This is a genomic window from Subtercola endophyticus (assembly GCF_021044565.1).
GTDB classification, from domain to species: domain Bacteria; phylum Actinomycetota; class Actinomycetes; order Actinomycetales; family Microbacteriaceae; genus Subtercola; species Subtercola endophyticus.
On the sequence record NZ_CP087997.1, the window covers coordinates 284,652 to 304,763 of the forward strand.

General features: G+C 64.8%; 26 protein-coding genes. 6 read left to right on the plus strand and 20 right to left on the minus strand.

Annotated features, from left to right (window positions below):
• Window positions 1-186 precede the first annotated feature (186 nt).
• The 14 genes from LQ955_RS01475 to LQ955_RS20155 all read right to left on the minus strand — a co-directional run bounded on the left by LQ955_RS01475 (window position 187) and on the right by LQ955_RS20155 (window position 7,945).
• Window positions 187-699, minus strand: a complete 513-nt coding sequence (locus LQ955_RS01475) for a hypothetical protein (RefSeq protein WP_231026478.1) — start codon at window positions 697-699, stop codon at window positions 187-189.
• Complete coding sequence (locus LQ955_RS01480) at window positions 692-1,558, minus strand: acetate and sugar kinases/Hsc70/actin family protein (protein WP_231026479.1); 867 nt, start codon at window positions 1,556-1,558, stop codon at window positions 692-694. Before LQ955_RS01480 ends, LQ955_RS01475 begins: the two co-directional genes overlap by 8 nt.
• Window positions 1,555-2,034 carry an NUMOD4 domain-containing protein gene (locus LQ955_RS20150; RefSeq protein WP_390623416.1) on the minus strand — a complete coding sequence of 160 codons (480 nt, stop codon included), beginning with the start codon at window positions 2,032-2,034 and terminating at the stop codon, window positions 1,555-1,557. The genes LQ955_RS01480 and LQ955_RS20150 overlap by 4 nt, the downstream gene beginning before the upstream one ends.
• Window positions 2,031-2,840, minus strand: a complete 810-nt coding sequence (locus LQ955_RS01485) for a PD-(D/E)XK nuclease-like domain-containing protein (protein WP_231026480.1) — start codon at window positions 2,838-2,840, stop codon at window positions 2,031-2,033. Before LQ955_RS01485 ends, LQ955_RS20150 begins: the two co-directional genes overlap by 4 nt.
• A gap of 112 nt (window positions 2,841-2,952) precedes the next feature.
• Window positions 2,953-3,918 (minus strand): DUF7666 domain-containing protein, encoded by a 966-nt coding sequence (locus LQ955_RS01490; RefSeq protein WP_231026481.1) that lies wholly within the window; start codon window positions 3,916-3,918, stop codon window positions 2,953-2,955.
• Between the two features lie 142 nt (window positions 3,919-4,060).
• Window positions 4,061-4,225 (minus strand): hypothetical protein, encoded by a 165-nt coding sequence (locus tag LQ955_RS01495; protein WP_231026482.1) that lies wholly within the window; start codon window positions 4,223-4,225, stop codon window positions 4,061-4,063.
• Window positions 4,222-4,593: a hypothetical protein gene (locus tag LQ955_RS01500; RefSeq protein WP_231026483.1), complete on the minus strand. Its 372-nt coding sequence runs from the start codon at window positions 4,591-4,593 to the stop codon at window positions 4,222-4,224. The genes LQ955_RS01495 and LQ955_RS01500 overlap by 4 nt, the downstream gene beginning before the upstream one ends.
• 297 nt (window positions 4,594-4,890) lie before the next feature.
• Entirely contained in the window at window positions 4,891-5,085 is a 195-nt protein-coding gene (locus LQ955_RS01505) for a hypothetical protein (RefSeq protein ID WP_231026484.1), read from the minus strand.
• A complete protein-coding gene (locus LQ955_RS01510) occupies window positions 5,082-5,282 on the minus strand; it encodes a hypothetical protein (RefSeq protein WP_231026485.1) in 201 nt (66 codons plus the stop codon). The genes LQ955_RS01505 and LQ955_RS01510 overlap by 4 nt, the downstream gene beginning before the upstream one ends.
• Window positions 5,283-5,747: 465 nt before the next feature.
• Window positions 5,748-6,014, minus strand: a complete 267-nt coding sequence (locus LQ955_RS01515; protein WP_231026486.1) for a helix-turn-helix transcriptional regulator — start codon at window positions 6,012-6,014, stop codon at window positions 5,748-5,750.
• Between the two features lie 5 nt (window positions 6,015-6,019).
• The gene (locus LQ955_RS01520) at window positions 6,020-6,304 is read right to left on the minus strand and encodes a hypothetical protein (RefSeq protein ID WP_231026487.1); all 285 of its coding nucleotides are present in this window, start codon (window positions 6,302-6,304) and stop codon (window positions 6,020-6,022) included.
• Window positions 6,305-6,494: 190 nt separating this feature from the next.
• Window positions 6,495-6,809 carry a helix-turn-helix domain-containing protein gene (locus LQ955_RS01525; RefSeq protein ID WP_231026488.1) on the minus strand — a complete coding sequence of 105 codons (315 nt, stop codon included), beginning with the start codon at window positions 6,807-6,809 and terminating at the stop codon, window positions 6,495-6,497.
• The gene (locus tag LQ955_RS01530) at window positions 6,809-7,654 is read right to left on the minus strand and encodes a phage antirepressor KilAC domain-containing protein (protein WP_313788373.1); all 846 of its coding nucleotides are present in this window, start codon (window positions 7,652-7,654) and stop codon (window positions 6,809-6,811) included. The genes LQ955_RS01525 and LQ955_RS01530 overlap by 1 nt, the downstream gene beginning before the upstream one ends.
• A gap of 9 nt (window positions 7,655-7,663) precedes the next feature.
• Window positions 7,664-7,945 carry a helix-turn-helix domain-containing protein gene (locus tag LQ955_RS20155; RefSeq protein WP_390623417.1) on the minus strand — a complete coding sequence of 94 codons (282 nt, stop codon included), beginning with the start codon at window positions 7,943-7,945 and terminating at the stop codon, window positions 7,664-7,666.
• A gap of 127 nt (window positions 7,946-8,072) precedes the next feature.
• Between LQ955_RS20155 and LQ955_RS01535 the strand changes: the two genes are divergently transcribed.
• The gene (locus tag LQ955_RS01535; protein ID WP_231026489.1) at window positions 8,073-8,516 is read left to right on the plus strand and encodes a hypothetical protein; all 444 of its coding nucleotides are present in this window, start codon (window positions 8,073-8,075) and stop codon (window positions 8,514-8,516) included.
• Between the two features lie 20 nt (window positions 8,517-8,536).
• Here the strand turns inward: LQ955_RS01535 and LQ955_RS01540 are convergent, their stop codons facing one another.
• The 4 genes from LQ955_RS01540 to LQ955_RS01555 form a co-directional block, all read right to left on the minus strand.
• Window positions 8,537-9,472 carry an NUDIX hydrolase gene (locus tag LQ955_RS01540; protein WP_231026490.1) on the minus strand — a complete coding sequence of 312 codons (936 nt, stop codon included), beginning with the start codon at window positions 9,470-9,472 and terminating at the stop codon, window positions 8,537-8,539.
• On the minus strand, window positions 9,469-11,649 hold the full coding sequence (locus tag LQ955_RS01545; RefSeq protein ID WP_231026491.1) for an RNA degradosome polyphosphate kinase: 2,181 nt from the start codon (window positions 11,647-11,649) through the stop codon (window positions 9,469-9,471). Before LQ955_RS01545 ends, LQ955_RS01540 begins: the two co-directional genes overlap by 4 nt.
• A 68-nt stretch (window positions 11,650-11,717) precedes the next feature.
• Complete coding sequence (gene mshD / locus LQ955_RS01550; RefSeq protein ID WP_231026492.1) at window positions 11,718-12,713, minus strand: mycothiol synthase; 996 nt, start codon at window positions 12,711-12,713, stop codon at window positions 11,718-11,720.
• Window positions 12,682-13,374, minus strand: coding sequence for a response regulator transcription factor (locus LQ955_RS01555; RefSeq protein ID WP_231026493.1), 693 nt, complete (start codon window positions 13,372-13,374; stop codon window positions 12,682-12,684). The genes mshD and LQ955_RS01555 overlap by 32 nt, the downstream gene beginning before the upstream one ends.
• Before the next feature lie 76 nt (window positions 13,375-13,450).
• Here LQ955_RS01555 and LQ955_RS01560 point away from each other — a divergent pair, with 76 nt between their 5' ends.
• The 4 genes from LQ955_RS01560 to LQ955_RS01575 all read left to right on the plus strand — a co-directional run bounded on the left by LQ955_RS01560 (window position 13,451) and on the right by LQ955_RS01575 (window position 17,268).
• A complete protein-coding gene (locus LQ955_RS01560) occupies window positions 13,451-13,699 on the plus strand; it encodes a hypothetical protein (RefSeq protein WP_231026494.1) in 249 nt (82 codons plus the stop codon).
• 164 nt (window positions 13,700-13,863) lie between these two features.
• Window positions 13,864-14,460: an FABP family protein gene (locus tag LQ955_RS01565; protein ID WP_231026495.1), complete on the plus strand. Its 597-nt coding sequence runs from the start codon at window positions 13,864-13,866 to the stop codon at window positions 14,458-14,460.
• A 53-nt stretch (window positions 14,461-14,513) separates the two neighbouring features.
• Window positions 14,514-15,791 carry a CAF17-like 4Fe-4S cluster assembly/insertion protein YgfZ gene (ygfZ, locus tag LQ955_RS01570; RefSeq protein WP_231026496.1) on the plus strand — a complete coding sequence of 426 codons (1,278 nt, stop codon included), beginning with the start codon at window positions 14,514-14,516 and terminating at the stop codon, window positions 15,789-15,791.
• A gap of 373 nt (window positions 15,792-16,164) precedes the next feature.
• The gene (locus LQ955_RS01575; protein WP_231026497.1) at window positions 16,165-17,268 is read left to right on the plus strand and encodes an FUSC family protein; all 1,104 of its coding nucleotides are present in this window, start codon (window positions 16,165-16,167) and stop codon (window positions 17,266-17,268) included.
• Window positions 17,269-17,392: 124 nt separating this feature from the next.
• On the opposite strand, the gene LQ955_RS01580 is transcribed toward LQ955_RS01575, so the two are convergent.
• Window positions 17,393-18,349 carry a class I SAM-dependent methyltransferase gene (locus tag LQ955_RS01580; protein WP_231026498.1) on the minus strand — a complete coding sequence of 319 codons (957 nt, stop codon included), beginning with the start codon at window positions 18,347-18,349 and terminating at the stop codon, window positions 17,393-17,395.
• Between the two features lie 81 nt (window positions 18,350-18,430).
• Here LQ955_RS01580 and LQ955_RS01585 point away from each other — a divergent pair, with 81 nt between their 5' ends.
• On the plus strand, window positions 18,431-19,183 hold the full coding sequence (locus tag LQ955_RS01585; protein ID WP_231026499.1) for a phosphoglyceromutase: 753 nt from the start codon (window positions 18,431-18,433) through the stop codon (window positions 19,181-19,183).
• 85 nt (window positions 19,184-19,268) lie between these two features.
• Here LQ955_RS01585 and phoU read toward each other — a convergent pair whose 3' ends face one another.
• On the minus strand, window positions 19,269-19,925 hold the full coding sequence (phoU, locus tag LQ955_RS01590; RefSeq protein ID WP_231026500.1) for a phosphate signaling complex protein PhoU: 657 nt from the start codon (window positions 19,923-19,925) through the stop codon (window positions 19,269-19,271).
• Window positions 19,926-20,112: the final 187 nt, after the last annotated feature.

A 20,112-nucleotide genomic window follows, 5' to 3' on the forward strand; every position in this document is an offset into this window, starting at 1 on the left:
ACCTGATGCCACGCGGTAATGATGGCCTCAGAATATTCGGGGTATGAGATGTCCATTACTCATCCTCTCTCTTGTCGAATTCGCCGTTTTGGATGCGGCTGATGAGCCCGCCCGCCAACGATGCGATGAGTAGGTTCCGGTGTGACGACCACCCTTTGAGGTAGGCGACGAGGAGTTTCTTATCGATCACGAGCCACCACCCGCAGACATCAGCGCCTCGGCCCGATCCTCAGAGATCTCCTTGAAGTCGCCGTCGTTGTCGTACAGCACCCACGCCGCCCTCACAGTACCGATACGGGTCGAGATGTACCGGCGCGTGATCGTGACCCGGAAGTACGGTGTGGTGAGTTTGTCGTACCGGATCGTCGCCCCGGGCTTCTCCATGTGTGCTGGGTCGTCGTCGGGTACGACGTGGGCGCTGATGCCGCGGTCTGAGCCGACAGCGTCGTATATGACCTTGAGCATGGGAGCAAGGTTGTCGAGGTCGCGTTTCGCCCGGGTTTTGACGACCCATTCGACGTCGACGCGGCACCGGTACATGGTCGGGACTTTCGCCGACATGACCTTGTAGTAGACGAGCGACCGCAGTTCTTTGGTGGCGCGGGCTTTCGACCAATGGCTCGGGCGGTCGTTCGCGTGCAACCCCTTCGGAGGGCGCGGCATGTCGAGTGTTATGACCCATCGTTCGCCGTCAGGCATCAGGGGTCACCTCCCCGCGTTCTACGGCCGCCTTGTACTCGGCGTCCGCGATCAGGTCGTAGTCGTCGGCAGGCGGTGGTACGGCCTTCGTGCTCGGCGGGATGACAACCGTCTGATCGGGGAAGAACTCTGTCGCTGGGATGCCGTCTTGCGAGATGGATGTGTAGATGCGTGCGAGCTCGGCGAGTTCGGCGGGCTGCAACCTGGATTGCGGTTTCCCGAACTTCGTCTCGATCTGCGTGGGTGTCACGCCGAGGCGCGTGAAAGCCCCCACAGCCTCTTTCTGTCGCACGTCGAGGGGTTTGCCATCGCCCTGCTCGAGCGTACGTCTGAGGACCGCCTCAGCCTCTGCGAGGAACCATCCGGGGAGGACAGTGAAGATGACTTCACGGACTGCCCGTGCGCCGGTGTTCTGGTTGTTGAGGTAGATGTCGGAGAGGTCGGTGAGCGCCTGCCGTTTGCCTGCCTTCATGCGTTCGTGAGGCTGGATGAACGACCGGACGGAACGAACATTGGATTCGACATCCCAGCACCAGACGGTCATCTCAGATGTTCCGAGAGCGTCATCGCGAGCTAATTCGCGGACACCGTAGTCGATGTTTTGCCAAATCCGGGCGAGTTCACGCGCGATGTGCACGCTCATTCCAGCGCCGCGATTCGGCACCGCGTAGAAGGCGCGTTGCGCGACCGCGAGACGACTGCATAGCTCACGCATCGCGTCGGTCGCTTCTACCTGGCTTCGGGGGAATTGCCTAGCGACAGAGACCGCCGCAGCCACCTCAGCAGCGGCTCGCGTTTGCTCTACAACTGTGCCTTGCGATGCAGGTACCGGCTGATTCGGTAGCGCGATGTCACTCATATTGATTCCTTTGTTCGTGCTCGGTTCGCTCGAACTGCTGATAGTCGGCAAGCCCGGCATCCGCGATTTCCGCGCGGAGTAATGTAGGTGTTCGCTTCGTCGTACGCGTGACCACGCGGACACGCCGTCTTCCGAGCGTTCTCGTGGGTGCCGTGGCGTCGGATATCGCGCATATTTTCGAGGCGCGTGTCCCATCTGAGGTTGTTCAACCGATTGTCGAGACGATCACCGTTGTTGTGACATGCTTCCGCGCCATCGATGGGTTCGCCTTGAAATGCCCTCAGCACGAGCCTGTTCACTCGATGCGTTGTCGGGCGATTACCAGACCACAGATCAACGATGAGGTAGCCCTGGCTATTGGGCGTGAGACTCCGAACGCGGCCAGACTTGCTCTTTGCGAATGATCGGATACGCCCAAGGTCGGAGACTTCGTAGCGACCCATGAACCCGGGAACTGCCTTCCATATTTCGGTCATTCGTATTTCTCCGCGTCTTGGTACACAAGCCAGGTTGGGGGGATGACGAGTTGAACCTCGTCGGGGTAGCCGGGCCACACGCCCGACTCGGTGCACTCCGCGTAAATCTCTCGGGCACGGCGGGCTTTCAGGTGCCCCATGTCGGCGAAGATGCGGTCGAGTTGATGCACGGCCACAAGGTGAGGCGGGTTGGTTTCGACGACGACGAACACGAGTTCCCGGGTTTCACCGGTCGCGAACCGCAGCGTGTCGAGGTAATGCCCGCGCTGCGTGTCGTACCCGAACGACGCAACGGTCTTCGCGAACGTGTCTTTCGACGCATCCTTAGCCGTCGTTTTCAGGTCAGCGCACACTGGAGCGAACCAGTCGAACCGGGCCCGCAGCGGAACGCCCGTGGTCGGGTCGGTGGCGAACACGGATGCTTCCGCAATGCCGTCTTGCTCGAAGATCTGCCGCGCCGTCTTGTGGCTCAGGATAGCCTCAGACATTTCGTCGACCGGGCCGAGCTCGTGCGGGAGCATCGGAATCAGCCCCGCCGCATACGTTTCGTCTCGGGCGATCTGTGCGTCTTTCGACCGCCACGACTCGAAGTTCAGAACCTCAATCCCGTACCCGACACCGAGCACTTTCGAGTGCACGGCCGAACCGAGATCGAACGCTTTCTTCGGTGCTTGGGGGTGTGTCCTGGCGTACTCGAACCGTGCCGGCGAGTCGAGGATCTGGCGGGCTTGCGTTGAACTGAGTTCGGGTCGGGCGTGGTAGGTGGCCTCGTTCATGTCGGTCACGAGGGCGAGAGTGTCGCTCATGCTTCAGCACACTCCCCGCGGTGCATCCCGTACGAACCGCCGCAGCTCACACATACGAGGGGTTCGCGGTAGTTCACGAATTTCGGGCCGTAGTCGTAGGCGTCGTCGTCACTCATGCCTCGACGACCTTGCGCCCGCGGAGGGCGTAGAACGTGTCGGCTTTGATCGCCTCACCGTCAACCTTGCGGGACTGGATATCGAGAATGTTCCAGTCCGAGTCGCGCTCGGTCAGAACAATCCAGTTGCCGAGAGTTCCCTTCGCCCGGCCTCCGCGGCCAGTAACCACAGCCACCGTCTTTCGCCCAGACGCGGTGGCCGCACCATAGTCCCCAGACGCGGTGGCCGCACCAGAGTCCCCAGACGCGGTGGCCGCACCAGAGTCCCCAGACGCGGTGGCCGCACCATAGTCCCCAGACGCGGTGGCCGCACCATAGTCCCCAGACGCGGTGGCCGCACCAGAGTCCCCAGACGCGGTGGCCGCACCATAGCGCCCAGACGCGGTGGCCGCACCATAGTCCCCAGACGCGGTGGCCGCACCAGAGTCCCCAGACGCGGTGGCCGCACCATAGTCCCCAGACGCGGTGGCCGCACCATAGTCCCCAGACGCGGTGGCCGCACCAGAGTCCCCAGACGCGGTGGCCGCACCATAGCGCCCAGACGCGGTGGCCGCACCGTTCGCCTCACCAGTACCGGCCTGCCCGTTCGCCGCCTTGGTCGTCGCACCCTTCACTGGCTTCGAATTCGCGAACACGAACTCCACCTGTGCTTTGATCAGTGCGGGGAGGCTGATCTTCGCACCGATCTTGATCACACGGCCCGATACCTTTGAGTCATCATCAGCGCGCGGGCCGTCGACCTCCGCAACTTCAACCTGGTGATAAACGGATGTCGCGGGCGGGTAGTAGCGGAGAACGTCAATCGGCTGGATAACAGCATGGAACCCGGTGCCACACAGCACGGCGGGCTGATCCTGCGTGTACGTCTCGCCTTCGACGTACTGAAAGCCGCGGCATTGCAGGTTCTGGTCGAACCCTTTGAACGCGGAGATCGTCTTCGATGGCGTCTTTTCGGTGGTCATTTCAAGCCTTTCGGTGCCCATAGGGCGATAACAAAACAGGGAACAGAGAGCACCCAGCAGTCGAATGCGATGCCAGAGGGGAGCGGCGAGAAGATGAGCGCCGCGAGGATGAACAGGCCACCGAGAGCCGCAGCGATACGCTTCATGGGCCGACCTCGACCACGTGGTAAATCTCGGCACCCTCTTTGAGGCACCCGATGTCAGCGGCCCGGTCGGCGGCTTCGAACGTGTCGTGCTCCGATATGAGGTCGTTCTCACGCGGCCAACCGTCAACGTCCTCGACAGTGCGCCACACCTCGAACGTCATGAGGTGCCGCCGTTGATCGCGCGGGCCAAATCGGCATGCGTTCCGATGTCTGCGATTTTCTCGGGCATAACGTCGGGCTCGTCGTCGTTGAGGCCGGAGTTGACCATGGCGCAAGCTCGCACTGCCGCGTTCCACCGCTTGACGCCATCCAGCAGGATCGCGAGTTGAGCGTCGATTGTGCGGTGCAGGGTGACGATCAGCTCATCGTTCGTGAGCGGCGACACGGACTGATCTGGCTCCAAATAGCTCCGCGCCGTATCGCCGGGCGACTCTTCGCAGAGGTAGCCATTGAGCTCGAAATAACCGCGCTCGGATTGCATGGCCGTCAACTTCTCGATCGCCTTCGCGATCTCTTCGAGCGCACTCACGGCATCCCACCAATCCTCGAAAGTCCGACCAGTGACAGCCCCGACATGATCACCGCGACAACCACAGCGGCCACGGCGAGACGAACCATTGCGTGCATCATGAGGCCACCGCGTTATCTGCCCGATATGCGGCGAGACAATCAGCGCACGTCACGCCGTTGATGAAGTTGACGCCCGACACTCGACGCCTGCCGCAATACGCTGCGCCCCGAACGAAATAGTGAATCGTGTTCGCTGTGGTTTTCGCGGGCGCTTCGGCCTTCATGCCGTCGCGCCATCTCTGAATCGGCCCTGCGCTCATGCGAGTTCTAACCCTTCGTTGATGAGTCCGGCAAGTTCGGTCTCGTGATCGGGCATGTCGCCCTGAGCCGCGACGAACGAATGCCACCGAATTAGGTTCGAGATACGCAGTTGTTCGGCGATCTCGGTGAGCATGAAAAGCTCGCACCGGGAGTGCTGCAGTTCCCACGGGTCCAGCTGCGGGCGTGTCATGAGATGCCCTTCGATTTGGCAATTGCCAGAAGCTTGTCGATGATGCGTTTCTCGCCAGCGTTGAACCCGTCGAGCACCATCAGAGGCACACACAGACCAAGCATCACCGCGAAAACACCCAGCCAGAACTCGCCGTCCACAAAGAACTCGACACCCGCCTGCACGAACAAGGCGGCGAAGACCAACGGCAGAAACATGAACGACCACCGACGCGCGAACCTCGCCACGCGCCTCATCACGACACCCCCAAAACGATGAGGACCACAGCAGCCACGGCCATGCCTGCCGCCAACGTGATCAGCAAGCCGATAGCGATACCCCGGAACAGGGAAACCGCTTCTTCACGCTCGCTCATGAGTTCGCCGCCTTAGCCCGGCACTTCGCGTTGCTCACACGCGAACACTCACGACACCGCTTGTGCGGGCCCTGCCATGTTGTGTTCTCCGGTGTACGGTCGTGCCCATTCCGGCACTTCTCTACCACCGGCGCCGGGGCTACCAAACTGAGCGCGTCCAGCAGGTCATCGAACCCGCGACGCAGCAGCATGCCCGCGACCTTCGACCGTTCGAAATCACGCTGCTCCTGCTCAGACAGGCGCGGGCGCGGGTCATCAACACGCAAATCCATGTCCTGACGACTGCGGGTCGCCATACTCCCCGCGCTCATGACTGCACCACTTTCAAAAGCGAAGCCGAGAGGTCGGCTACCCGCGCTCGAAACAGTGCTTCGGGGCTAAGCCCGCCACTCGACAAGAATTCGTCGATGGAGAAGCACAGATGCTGGGACAGCAGCAGCAGCTCGTCTACCGCGAGACTCCTTTTGCCGGTTTCGAGCTTGTGCACCGACTGCTGCGCAAGTCCGATGAGAGCACCGAAAGCCTCTTGGCTGAGGCCTGCGCCGTTTCGCAAAGCGATGATCTTTTCAGGCATGTCGTTCACGATGTCGCTGCCTGAAGCTCAGCTACCAGCGCGTTATGGCCCGAGAGCGCTTCCGCCTCCGTGTGATAGCGCCAACCTTCTTGATCGCGCGGGCCTCCGAAGATCATCGACTCGAACAACACGGGCTCACCACGCCCAAAGCCGTGATCGATGACCAGGAACACGGTCGAAACCTCGGCTTCACCGACCTTGGTCAGGGCGACGGTTCGATCCTTCGAGAACTCTTTGACGTAGCCGTCGAAGCCGATCTTTTCACCCGCCCGGTTGTAGTAGTCGCTCATGACCGTCCCCCTGTCAGGCGTGCCCACAACGACCGCACCAACGGGTCGTCCGACAGCGCCGGGTCAGCGACAGGGTCAAGATCAGGCGACGGCAGAAGGGTGTCGAGTTCCTCGTTCATCCGCGCCATGGAATGTGTGAACACCAACTCCGAGAAAATCGGGGAATCATCTGGCCATAAAGGCGAACACATCAGGCGACCTCGCTTTCGGATCGGAAACCGAATACTGCAATGTCCCCAATTGCCGACAATCGACTCATGAGATCTCGAACGTCCCTCCCATGGGGCACAACTGGATCAAGTTCCGGAGCGAGATAGAGGGCAGAGCATTCCAGCGCAATCGCGAATCGCACGAGTTCGGAGACAGTGATTTCTGACTTCCGGCCGTTCTCGATGTTCGCGATGACTGACCTCGAGCTACCGGTCTTGTCGGCCAGTGCCTCGGCCGACATTCCGAGCACCTTCCGGGCCTCTTTGATGCGTGCGCCGACGTTTGGAGTAGGCATCAGGCACTCACCACCGCTTCGAGATGACGGCCCGCGAGACGCTGCGAGAGACGGTTCACGCCCTTCGCGGTCACACGGATCTGCGGCACATCCACCACACGCTCACCCGTCGCCGGGTGGTAGTGAAACTGCAGCTTCGTCGCGATGTAGCCCTTGTCCACGGCGTGCTGGTAGCAACGCCACTTCGTGTCAGCACCACGGAACACCCAGTTGATCTGGTGCATGAACTCGAACAGCCGTTGCGAACCGATCGCGTGCCCGTTCCGGCTGATCGTCTTCGCCGCATCCGCCACCGAGAAGTCACCCTCAGCAGACGCCAACGCATCCCATGCGGTCGCACGCGGCGCCAACTCCTGGTTCTCAAGGGTGAGCGCCACATTCGCGCGCTCCCGCTCGATAAGCGCCTCGAGAGCCGAGAGGTAGTCGTGGGGGAGCGCGAGGTCAGGTTCGGCGGCCGCCGCCGCGTATGTACCTGTCTTGCGGATGGAGGGGAGAACGTCACGCGTGACCCAGCGGCGAAACTCCTTGGCGTCCGGCTTGTCTGATCGGATGATCAGTTCATACAGAGCCGATTCATCAAGGATCGTCGCCGACTGGGTGCGGCCCATGGTGTCGATGACGTCAGCCAGGCTGACCCCATCCTGATCGAGGCGGGAGATCGCCATCCGACCGTTCACGAACCCGAGGGCTTTCGTGACGTCGGCGGCTACCCACCATGGCTCTCCGTCGACGAGCACGACGCGAATATCTGCGCCATCTCGTCGGAAGATGCTAATGTTTGCGGTAGACATACTTTCTGATTCCTTTCGGATCGTCGCCCCCGCTGTTCGAGCAGACGGGGGCATTTTCTTTGGCTAAGCGGCGTCCGAGGACACGAAAGAAACCCCCGACGTCAGACCGCTGGGGGAAGCGGCCACGTTGGGGGTCGTTGGGAGGATCGTGTCCGCAGAGAGTCCGAGAACTGCTGCGATGCGCACGAGGGTGGTTCCGTTGGGGACGTGCCCGTTGAGTTCCATGCGTGCGATGGTGCTGGTGGAGGTTTTGGCTTGGCGCGCGAGTTCTTCGCGAGTCAGTCCGATTTGCTCCCGTGCAGATCTGAGACTGGCACCTGTTTTGTCATTTGTCAGAATTGCCATGTGTCAACCATGCGGGTTCCGCTTTGACATGTCAAGCTTGATCGCATAGCATTTCTGACATGTCACAGATGACTAGCTCGAAGTCATCTGGCGGCGAGCACCCCCAGACCCCAGAAAGGGCCCACGAATGTCCGCCTCCTCGAAACGCGTCGTAGAACTCCTCCCACGCATCAAGCCACGCGTGCTCACGCTGGGGGAGTCGTTCATTCTGGCCCTAGACAAGGTCCCGCGCGGCCGGGGGCTGACGCGCGCGTACGAGCACATAGAAACCGTCGTCGGAAACCTCTACGGCACCCGCAACACCTTCGGGAAACTGACAAGCGCTGAGAGCTTCGGTGACCTCAACACCAAAGACCGCACACGGGCATGGATACTCATGGCAACCCTCGGTGTGAACCCCGCCGAGTTCGGCGCCAATGACGATGTCCCGCTCGAGAACATCGACTCGCTACGTCGCCGGCTTCTGCTTCCCGAGCTCGCGCCGGTTCGCGAAGGCGAAATGCCCGCCGAATGGAGTGCTACGGCCCGCGATGCCAATGCTGGCGCGGTAGATGCCCAACCAGGAGGTTAACGAGAAGCGTCGGTTGAGGGTCAGCCTGCGAGTTGCGGCACGTGCGTCTCGATCGCGATGATGCCGGAGCCCGGCTGATCGAGCGAGAGGTGCAGCACCGAGAAACCGGCGACGGGAAGGTCGCCCGCGCGGCTCAGCGATGCCTGGCGGGTGCCCCCGGCGGCGAGACCGACCTCGCGCACGATCTCGGGCAGTACGGGCCCATGGGCGCAGAGAATCGCGCTCTTCAGTTTGCGCACTCGCTTGGCGACGACGTGCCGCACGTCGCTGCTGCCGTCTTCGAAGGCGTCTTGACTGATCAGCGGGGTCTTGCGGATGCGCGTCTCCGTCGCCTCCGCGAACGGGGTCAGAGTCTCGATACACCGCCGCGCGGTGCTCGATACGAGAACGTGCGGGCCGAAGGCACGCAGGGCCGGAACGATGACGTTCGCCTCGGTACGCCCGCGGTGCGTGAGCGGCCGCAGAGCATCCGGCCCGTCGAATTCACTGCCGGGAATGGTCTTGGCGTGCCGGAGGGCGATGATCGAGAAGGTGCGAAGAACGCCTTGGTCGACGAGCAACTGAAAGCGTTCGAGCACCTCGACGTCGCGAACGTAGCTGAGCGCCTTCTTGGCTCGCCGCAGCGACATCCACTCGCAGCCGGCGACCTCCTCATTCGGTTCGAACTCCGAGGTTCCGAAGGCGCCGTCGGTCACTTCGGCGGCCCAGTAGTACACGACCTTGTCGCGGTTGTTCGGCATCGTATAACTCGTGACGCCGAGCGGCACTCCCAGGTCGACCGCGAGCCCCGTCTCTTCGAGCACCTCGCGAACGGCCGTTTCGGGCAGGGTTTCGCCCGGCTCGACCTTGCCCTTGGGTAGCGACACATCGTTGCGCTGGGCGCGATGGATGATCAGAACCCGAACCTTACCGCCGACCATCCGCCAGCAGACCGCCCCCGCCGCATAGATGGTCAACGAAGAATTCCCGGGCGCTTTCGGCGAGACGTGAGGTACATCAAGCGGTCTTGCAGGTCGATGAGCTTCTCTCCCGCTTCGTTCTCGGTGTGCCGGGTCCACTCGCCGTCGCTGTCGAGCCACCAGGAGGTGACCGCGTCTGACATGGCGAGGTCGAACAGGGTGCTGATCTCCCGCAGGTGTTCGGGACTCGTCAAACGCACCAAGGCCTCGACGCGACGGTCGAGGTTGCGGTGCATCATGTCGGAGCTGCCGATGAAGATCTGCGGGTCGCCGTCGTTCGCAAACGAGAAGATGCGCGAGTGCTCGAGGTACCGGCCGAGAATCGAGCGCACTCGAATCGTTTCGCTGACGCCGGGCACGCCCGGCTTGATGCCGCAGATGCCGCGCACCCAGATGTCGATCGGCACGCCGGCCTGGCTGGCCCGGTAGAGGCCGTCGATGATGGCCTCGTCGACGATGGAGTTCAGCTTGATCTTGATGCCAGAGGGCAGCCCGGCCTCGGCGTTCGCCGCCTCTTGCGCGATGCGCTTGAGCAGGCCCTTGCGCAAGTGCAGCGGGGCCACGAGAAGACGCTTGAACTTCTTCTCGATGGCGTATCCCGAGAGCTCGTTGAAGAGCCGGGTGAGGTCTTTGCCCACCTGGTCGTCGGCCGTGAACAGGCCGAAGTCTTCGTAGATGCGCGAGGTCTTCGGGTTGTAGTTGCCCGTTCCGATGTGGCTGTAGTGCTTGAGCTTGCCCTTTTCGCGGCGAACCACGAGGGCGAGCTTGCAGTGGGTCTTCAGCCCGACGAGCCCGTACACGACGTGCACGCCGGCCTTCTCGAGCTTGCGCGCCCAGGTGATGTTGGCCTGCTCGTCGAAGCGCGCCTTGATCTCCACCAGGGCCAGCACCTGCTTGCCCGATTCGGCGGCCGCGATGAGCGCCTCGACGATGGGGCTGTCACCGCTGGTGCGGTAGAGCGTCTGCTTGATGGCCAGCACGTCGGGGTCTGCGGCGGCCTGCTCCAGAAACGCCTGCACGCTGGTGGCGAAGCTCTCGTAGGGGTGGTGCACGAGAATGTCTTGCCGGGCGATCGCCTTGAAGATGTCCGGCCGCGCATTGGGCTCGGGCGGAAGCAGGTAGACGTTCGTGGTCGGCACGTGCTTGGGGTACTTCAGGTCGGGCCGGTCGATCTTGCTCAGTTCGAACAGGCCGCCGAGGTCGAGCGGGGCCGGCAGCCGGTACACCTCTTGTTCGGTGACATCGAGTTCACGAACGATGAGGCCCAGGGTGACATCATCCATGTCTTCGGTGATCTCGAGACGGATGGGCGGGCCGAACCGGCGCTTCAGCAGTTCTTTTTCGAGCGCTTGAATGAGATTCTCGGTCTCGTCTTCTTCGATCTCGACGTCTTCGTTGCGCGTGACGCGAAAGACGTGGTGTTCGAGCACCTCCATACCCGGAAAAAGGTGCAGCAGGTGGTTCGCAATGAGGTCTTCGAGGCTGATGAAGCGCACGTCTTTGCTGCGCTCTTTCGGGTTCACCCGAACGAAGCGGGGGAGCACCTGCGGCACCTTGAGGCGCGCGAACTCCTGCCTGTCTGACTTCGGGTTGCGTACGCGCACCGAGAGGTTCAGCGACAGGCCCGAGATATACGGGAACGGATGCGCGGGGTCGACCGCGAGCGGCATGAGCACCGGAAAGATCTCGTCGCTGAACACCTCGGTGAGGTGGTCTTGCTCGGTCTGGTCGAGCGAGTCCCAGGTGACGATGTGGATGCCCGCCTCATCGAGCGCCGGCTTCACGAGGTCTTGGTAGGCCGCCGCGTGCCGCGCCTGCAGTTCGTGCACCACGAGCGAGATGTCGTCGAGCACCTCCTGCGGCCCACGACCCACGTTGGTGGGAACGGCGAGCCCGGTGAGAATGCGACGCTTCAGGCCGGCGACTCGAACCATGAAGAACTCGTCGAGGTTGCTCGAGAAGATGGCGAGAAAGTTGGCGCGTTCCAGCGCGGGAATCGAGGGGTCTTCGGCGAGTTCGAGCACCCGCCGGTTGAAGGCGAGCCAGCTCAGCTCGCGGTCGAGGTAACGGCCTTCGGGCAGAGCTGGGTCGTTGGGGTCTTCGATGATCTCGAAGTCGTCGTCGAGATAGTCGCTACCCACGCCAGCGTCGAGGGTGATGTTGTCGCCGTCCATCTGATCATCATGTCACTCACGGAGCACCGGTGAGAGTAAACGCCAGGTGAACGGGGCGCCGAGGCTGCTCAGCGCGCTTTGTACTGAACGTCGACCGTGTAATCGGTGAAGCCCAGGCTGCGGTAGAGCGCGACGGCCGACGCATTGTCGTCGTCGGTGTAGAGAGCTGCGACCGTGCATCCGCGGGCCGCCAGGCGGTTCAGGCCGGCGTGCATGAGGGCTCGGCCGAGCCCCGCTCCGGCCGCCTCGGGGGCGACACCGATCACGTAGATCTCGCCTGGCTCCTGCGCTGCCTCGGTCGTTTCTTCGCTCGTGGGCGATGTTTCGATCTTCAGCCAGTTGTACCCGACGAGCGCGCCGCTGTCGTCGCGGGCGACGAGAAAGTCGGAGGCGTCGAACCACGGCTCTGCCATGCGCGCGTGCAGGTCGTCGAGGGTGATCTTGCCCTGCTCCGGATGCCCGGCGAACACCCGGGCGTTCAGAGCGATCCACGCCTCGTCGTCGTGGCCGGGAACGAAGCCGTCGATCGTGTACCGGCCGGGCGTCTCGGGGTAGGGAGCGGCGAGGGGCGTGCGCAGCTGCAAAAGCGTGCGCACGGGCTCGAAGTGGTACTTCTGGGCGAGAACGGCGGCGGCGGGGTGATTGCCGTGCGACCAGGCCAGGGTCGGAATGGCTATCGGCACGTCGTACTGAAACGGCTCGAGCAGCCGCGACAGATACGACACGTGCGGCCGGCGGCGCCGCGCCAGCACGGAATCCTCATCGAGCATGTGCGCGGTGAGGGCCGCACCGAGCTCACGGCCGCGCAGGGCGGGAGCGATGACGAGTTCGAGTGTGTCGCCGTTCACGACCGCAGCACCGGCGAGAGTGTCGCCGAGGTAGGCGAGGGTGAACACACAACGGCCGGCACGGGCATCCACCAGCGTCTGGTCGTTGAACGGAGGCTGGCCATCTGCGGCGACGGCCTCGGCGCCGAGTTGTACGAGGTCGAGGTACCCGTGCGACGCCAGCAGGGCCTCTCGGTCGCCGGCCCTAAGCGTTTCGAGCTTGAGCGAGTCGCTCATTCTCATCCTCGAAGAAGTTGAAGCGGTAACCGACGTTGCGCACCGTGCCGATGAGCGACTCGAGGTCGCCGAGCTTGGCGCGCAGGCGTCGCACGTGCACGTCGACGGTGCGGGTGCCGCCGAAGTAGTCGTAGCCCCATACTTCGCTGAGCAGTTGCTCGCGGGTGAAGACCCGTGACGGGTTGAGCGCGAAGAAGCGCAGCAACTCGAACTCTTTGAACGTGAGGTCGAGCGGGCGGCCGTGCACTCGAGCTGAATAGCTCGCTTCGTCGATGACGACCCCCGACGCCTGGATCTTCGACGACGACTGCTCTTGCACCTGCCGGCCGATGGCCAAACGGATGCGCGTGTCGACCTCGGCGGGCCCGGCGCTTTCGAGCACGACGTCGGCTGCGCCCCACTCCGCGCTGACGGCGGTGAGGCCGCCCTCGGTGAGCACCAGCACGATAGGAACACCGATTCCCGTGGTCTTCAAGATCTTGCAGAGCGACCGGGCGCTCGCGAGGTCACGCCGGGCGTCGATGAAGATCAGGTCGCAGTTGGGCGTGTTCACCAATTGCGAGGCCTCGGCAGGGATGTGCCGCGTGCGGTGACTGAGCAGAGAGAGCGCGGGAAGGACTTCTTTGTCGACCGCAGAGGTCAGGATCAACAACTGCGCCACAGAGATCCTCCAGATAATGCCTGTCGTAATACTAGCGGCTTGACCCAGACGACGTACGACAGGGCAGAATGGCACTGTGAACCTACTGGTCAAGAGCGTGACACCCGTCTGGCTGCTGGCGCTGATCGGCGCGGTGCTGGTGGGGGTGCTGTCGCATCCGGGCCAGTATTTTGTGATGCTGCCCGTCGTGCTGGGCGTCATCGTTATTCTCACCTTCGTTGTGCAGTTGCTGATGGTGCAGCCATCGGGGTTCGTCGACCGAGTCGCCGCCAGCATCGCCGGGTCCATGGTGATTCTGGCCATCGCGTCGCTTGTTCTTCTTTAGCGCGAGGCTCCTCTAGAATTGGCGCATGTCATATGTGCCTCTTGAACTGTTCTATCTCGGGCTGCTCGGTCTCGCGGGTATCGGCATCGCCTTCACCTCGGTGGTCGTCATCTTGAGGCTGTTCCGCGGCCAGCGCTGAACGCTCTACGACGAAGCCAGTCGCTGTGATCGAGATCCCCACCGGGTTGCCGCCCGAGATCGTTCCCCTGTCGTGGTTGCTCGGCGTCTGGGAGGGCACGGGCGTCATCGATTACACGATCGGCGACGAGAAGGTCAGCCACGAATTCGGCCAGCGGGTCAGCTTCAGCCACGACGGTCTGCCATATCTGAACTACAGCTCGTACGCCTGGCTGCTCGACGAGAAGCAGACTCCGCTCGTCACCGAGATGGGGTATTGGCGGCTCAGCCGGCCTTCGGTCGAGGGTGACCCGGGGCCGGGCATGCTCCCGGGCGCCGACCCGCGTCCGTTCGCCTCCACCGAAGCCGTCGAAGGTCTGCGCAACGCCGACGAGGGCTTCGACATCGAGGTGTCGCTGCTTCACCCCGGCGGCGTCGACGAGCTCTACATCGGGCAGGTCAAGGCCGCTCGCATCGACCTCGCGACCGACGCGGTGATGCGCTCGCACTCGGCGAAGGAATATTCGGCGGCGACTCGCATTTATGGATTGGTACAGGGCCACCTTCTGTGGGCCTGGGACATCGCCGCTCTCGGACAAGACCTGCGCACGCACGCGTCGGCCCGGCTCGCCCGCGTCGACTGACACGCTCGCCGCACTCGGCGGGTTCGCTCGTTTCACCTGCAGAAAGCCGCACCATGACCGCCTCACCGTTTCTCGCCCTTCCCGGGGCCGTTGCCGGCAGCGGTGTCGACTCCTCGGTCGCGGCGCACTACGGCAACCCTCTGCGCGAGCAGCGTCTGCTGCTGGGCGGCGGCATCGTCGACCTGTCGAATCGCGGAGTACTCTCGGTGACCGGACCCGACCGGCTCAGCTGGCTCGACTCGGTGACCAGCCAGAGCCTCAAGGGCCTGCCCGTCGGCGGCTCGGCCGAGACGCTGCTGCTCGACCCGAGTGGGCGCATCGAGCACGCCATCCGGGTCTTCGACGACGGCGTGACGGCGTGGCTGCTGGTCGACCAGGCCGAAACGCAATCGCTGTACACCTGGCTCGACCGCATGCGCTTCATGCTGCGTGTTGAGGTCGCCGATCGCAGCGAAGAGTTCGCGACGGTGGGGTGGATGCCCGCGGGTGACTCCTCGCTAGAGAGTACTTCTGGCGCGGGCGTCGCCGGCAGCGCTGCCGCCGTCGAGGCTTTCACAGCGGCCCCGAACGGTGTGCCGCTGGTGTGGCGCGACCCGTGGAGTGCGGTCGTCGCAGGGGGTCATCAGTATGCCGAGATCGACGAGCATCCGGGAGCATCATACGGGTGGTGCGAGGTGCTGGTCGAGCGAGACGTTCTGCCGGCGCTCGCGGCCGCGGTTTCGCGCGGAGACGTCGAGGTCGCCGGAACGCTGGCCGCCGAAGCGCTGCGCATCGCGGCGTGGCGACCGCGGCTGGCGACGGAATCCGACGAGAGGCTGATTCCGCACGAGGTCGACTGGATCCGTTCGGCGGTGCACCTGAACAAGGGCTGCTACCGCGGGCAGGAGACCGTTGCCAAGGTGCACAACCTCGGGCATCCGCCGCGCCGGCTCGTGCTGCTGCACCTCGACGGTTCGGACTCGGTGCTGCCGGCCCCGGGTGACGAGGTGTTCGTGGGCGGGGAGCTCGGCGGTGCGGAGGCCATCGCGGCGCCGGGTGGTGCGGGCGCGGATGGTGCGGGCGCGGATGGCGTCGCGGGCGCCCCGGCTCCGGCTGGAGCGGCTGCGGTGCCGCAGTCGGTCGGCGTCGTGACCGCGAGTGCGCAGCACTTCGAACTCGGGCCGATTGCGCTCGCGATCGTGAAGCGCACGACGCCCGTCGACGCCGAACTGGCGGTGGCGAGCGACGGCATTCTCGTGGCGGCCGCGCAAGAGGTCATCGTGCCGCCAGAGGCGGGTGCCGCTGTCGGCCGCATCCCGCGCCTGCCGCGATTGGGTGCGCAGCGCCGCTGACGCGGCGGGCGACGGATGGTCCGCCGTGACCACAGAACCGCCCGCGGAGCCTAGCGAGCCGCCCTCACGAGACCCGGGCTCGCCAGACCCAGGCTCCGCAGACCCGGGCTCCGCACGGCCCGGTGTGCCGCTTTCGCGCCAGCCTGCGGCTCCACCGCCACAGCGCCCGGACCCGCTCCGATCCGACTCTGCCGCGAGAGATGCCGAATCGGACGAGGGGGACAGGTGGGGCGGTCGCTCTCGTCCGACATCGCCGCTCTCGCCGCCGCTCACCCCCGCGTCGAAGACCGCGGCCGACGCGCCGGGTACCCGCGGTGGGCAGGCGGCGCCCGCGGGCCATGCGGCGGCCCCGCGACCACGGGTCGACCGGGCGATGAGGTCGACACGCGCCAGCACGCGCGCGGGGTCGCGCTGGTTGCGGTTCGCCACGCGCGCGGGGGTTCGGCGGTCGGCGGCGTCGGCCCCGGCCATCCTGCAGCTGACGATTGCCGTGGTTGCTGCGTATTCGGTGGCGCACTATGCACTCGGGCATTCCGCCCCCATCACCGCCGTCACCGTGACGCTGTCGAGCCTCGGCTTCGTTCGTGATGCGCGGCCGGTGCGCGTGCTCGAGACGGCACTGGGCGTCACGCTCGGCATCGCGCTCAGCGAGGTGATTCTGCTGTTCTTCGGGCAGGGCATCTGGCAGCTCGCCCTCAGCCTCGTCGTGACGTTGTTCGCCGCACGACTCATCTCGCCCTCGCCGGGGTTCGCGATTGTCGCGGGAGTGCAGTCGGTGCTGGTCGCAATGCTGCCGATCGTGCCGACGAGCCCCTTCTCTCGTACGCTCGACGGCCTCATCGGCGGTGCCATCGCGCTGATCGTGACCGCCCTGGTGCCGCGCGATGCGAGCAAGGCGGCGCTGAAGGATGCCCGCAGAGTGCTCCGCACGGTCTCGCGCATCGTCGATGATCTCGTGATCGAGCTGCGTCGCGGAACCGAGAACGACGTCGGGCGTGTACTCGAAGCCGCGCGCTCCACCCAGCCGATGATGGACCAGTGGCGCACCTCACTCGAATCCGCCATCGGAATCGCCACGATCTCACCCTGGCTGCGGCGGCGCCTGCCCGACCTCACCCGGCAACGCGGGCTGTTTCGGGGTATGGATCTCGCCGTGCGCGACCTGCGCGTCGTAACCCGGCGGCTCATGGTGCTGATGCGCGACGGCAAGCCGCGCCCGGAGTTCGCCGACCTCTTCTCGGGGGTCGTCACCGCGGTCAACCTGCTCGGTCAGAGCCTCGACGACCCGATGGTGCGCCCGCTGGTACGGCAGAACCTCATTCTCGTCGCCGTGAAACTCAACCCCGACGAGTCGTTTCCCGACGGCACCCTGCTCGAAGATTCCGTCGTGATGGACCTGCGCCCCCTCGTCATGGATCTCCTCACCGCCACCGGCCTCACTGAAACCCAGGCCCGCGCCGCCCTCCCGCCTGTCTGACGAGCATCGACTTTGCGAAAAAGCCCCCAAGAGGCGAGTTTTGGGGGCTTTTTCGCAAAGTCGATGGTGGGGTGGGGGTGAGGGGTGCGCGCGGGGGTGAGGGGCGGGGGCGCCGGGGGTCGGGTCAGGGGTAGGCGAAGCCGAGGGGGGAGACGGATGCCCAGGGCAGGGTGAGCTCGCCGAGGCGCCAGCGCGCGGCGGGGCCGAGCACCGGCCAGCCGGCGGCCGCCAGCGCGTGGATGCTCGCCACCCAGCGCTGCCGTGGCCCGTACACCGACAGCGGCGCATGACGCTGCCACGCCTCATCGAGCTCGGTGAGCAGCGAGTGGATGCGCTCACCCTCCACATTGCGATGAATGAGTACCTTCGGCAGCCGTTCCGCCACGATCGACGGCTTCTCAAGCCCGGCGAGCCGCAGCGAGAGGGTGAAGGTCTGCGGCCCCGCGGGCGAGAGCGCGACCCAGCTCGACACGCGGCCGATCTCGTCGCAGGTACCTTCCACGAGCATCCCGCCCGCCGCGGTACCGCCAGCCGAGATACTCCCAGCCGCGCCGCGCCGGGTTGCGCCGCCGCCCGCAGAAGCGTTGCTGGCCGAAACGCCGCCGGAGGGTTGGCCACCGCGCGGGGCCCCGCCGGGTATCCCGCCGCCCTGCAGTCGGCCTGCCATGCGCTGCCACGCCGCGACGACCTCGCCCTCGTCGTACTGTCGCAGCACGTTGAACGCCCGGATGACCGCTGCCCGCCGGCCCCGCGGCAGGGGCGTCTCGAACCCGCCGAGAGCAAAGCTCACCCGCGCGTCGGGCGCGAACGGGGTGGCGCCCGCGCGCACGGACTCGAGTTGGCGGTTCGCCGTGGCGACCCGCTCGGGCGAGATCTCGAGGCCGATCACCTCGACGTCGGCTCGCGACTTCGCGAGCCGCTGCTGCAGTTCGAGTGCCGTTACGCCGCTGGCGCCGTATCCCAGGTCGACCACGAGTGGGTCGTCGGTGCGGCGCAGCACGGGCTGGGCGGCGATCCAGCGGTCGACGCGGCGCAGGCGGTTCGTGTTGGTGGTTCCGCGCGTGATGGCACCGATCGGCATAGCGCGATTCTACGGTCGGATGCTCGGCTAGAGCCCTCGCGCGGCCCGGAACGGGCATCCGCTGCTCGCTAGACTGGAGCCATGACTGAGCCCTACACCTTGATCTTGCTTCGCCACGGCAACTCCGAATGGAACCAGAAGAACCTGTTCACGGGGTGGGTCGACGTGGGGCTGAGCGAGCAGGGTGTCGGCGAGGCGAAGCGTGCGGGGGAGCTGCTGGCGCAGTCGGGCCTCACGCCCGACATCTTGTACACGTCGCTGCTGGTGCGTGCCATCAACACCGCGAACCTCGCCCTGGCCGAGTCCGGTCGCCTCTGGATCGACGTCAAGCGCTCCTGGCGCCTCAACGAGCGCCACTACGGTGCCCTGCAAGGCAAAGACAAGGCGCAGACGCTCGCCGAGTACGGGCCCGAGCAGTTTCAGATCTGGCGTCGGTCGTACGACGTTCCGCCGCCCCCCTTGGCCGACGACGACGAGTTCTCGCAGGTGCACGACCCGCGCTATGCCGATCTCGGTGACGCCGTGCCGCGCACCGAGTGCCTGAAAGACGTCGTCGAGCGCATGCTGCCCTACTGGCACAGCGACATCACGGTCGACCTGGCTGCCGGAAAGACCGTGCTCGTCACGGCTCACGGCAACTCGCTGCGTGCCCTTGTGAAGCACCTCGACAACATCTCGGACGACGACATCGCCGAGCTGAACATTCCCACGGGCATCCCGCTCGTGTACAAGCTCGACGAGTCGTTCACCCCGCTCGAGCCCGCGGCCTACCTCGACCCCGAAGCTGCCGCCGCCGGTGCCGCCGCAGTTGCGGCCCAAGGCAAGAAGTCCTAATCGCCGGTTTGCGCAGAAGCACCTAAAACGCTTGGGTTAGGTGCTTCTGCGCAAAACGGAGGGGCGTGGATGCCCGGGGGAGCGCCTAGCGCTGGCCGGAACCCGTCCACTCGCCAGTGGCGAGGTACTTGACCTTCTTGGCGATGGAGACCGCGTGGTCGGCGAAACGCTCGTGGTACCGCGACGCGAGGGTGACGTCGACGGTGTTGACAGAGGTGCCGGCCCACGTCTCGCTGAGCACGGTCTCGAACACGCTGAGGTGCAGGTCGTCGATGCGGTCGTCGATGTCGCGCATCTCGTCGGCGAGGGCGAGGTCTTCGGTCTCGATGAGCCGGCTGAGCTTCTCGGCGACCTCGACGTCGAGGCGGCCCATCTCGTTGAACGTGCCGAGGAGGCGCTCGCCGGCCACCTTCTCGGGGTAGCGGTAACGCGCGAGCTGCGCGATGTGCTGGGCGATGTCGCCCATGCGCTCGAGCGACGCGCTCATGCGCAGGGCGCTGACGACGATGCGCAGGTCTCGAGCGACCGGCGACTGCAGTGCCATGATGCTGATCGCGAGCTCGTCGAGGTCTGAGGCCAGCGCGTCGATCTTGGGGTCGTCGGCGATGACCTGTTCGGCCAGCGACACGTTCGACTCGTTGAATGCTGTGGTCGCGTTCGTGATGGCGACGACGACGAGCTTGCTGATCTCGACGAGTCGCTCTTGAACCTCGCGCAGCTCTTGCTGGAATACCTCGCGCATGTGACTGATGAATCCTCTCTGCGGTGCTTTTCGTGCAGCTGTGGCGCGGTCGCACCGAACCGATGTCGGCGCGACAGGCGCCGGACACACGTCGCCATCCTGCCCGCCTGAGGTTAACAACAGGTGCAGAACTCGTGAACATGATGCTGCCGGGCCGGGCCGCACCAACAAAGAAGTCAGGCGGCAC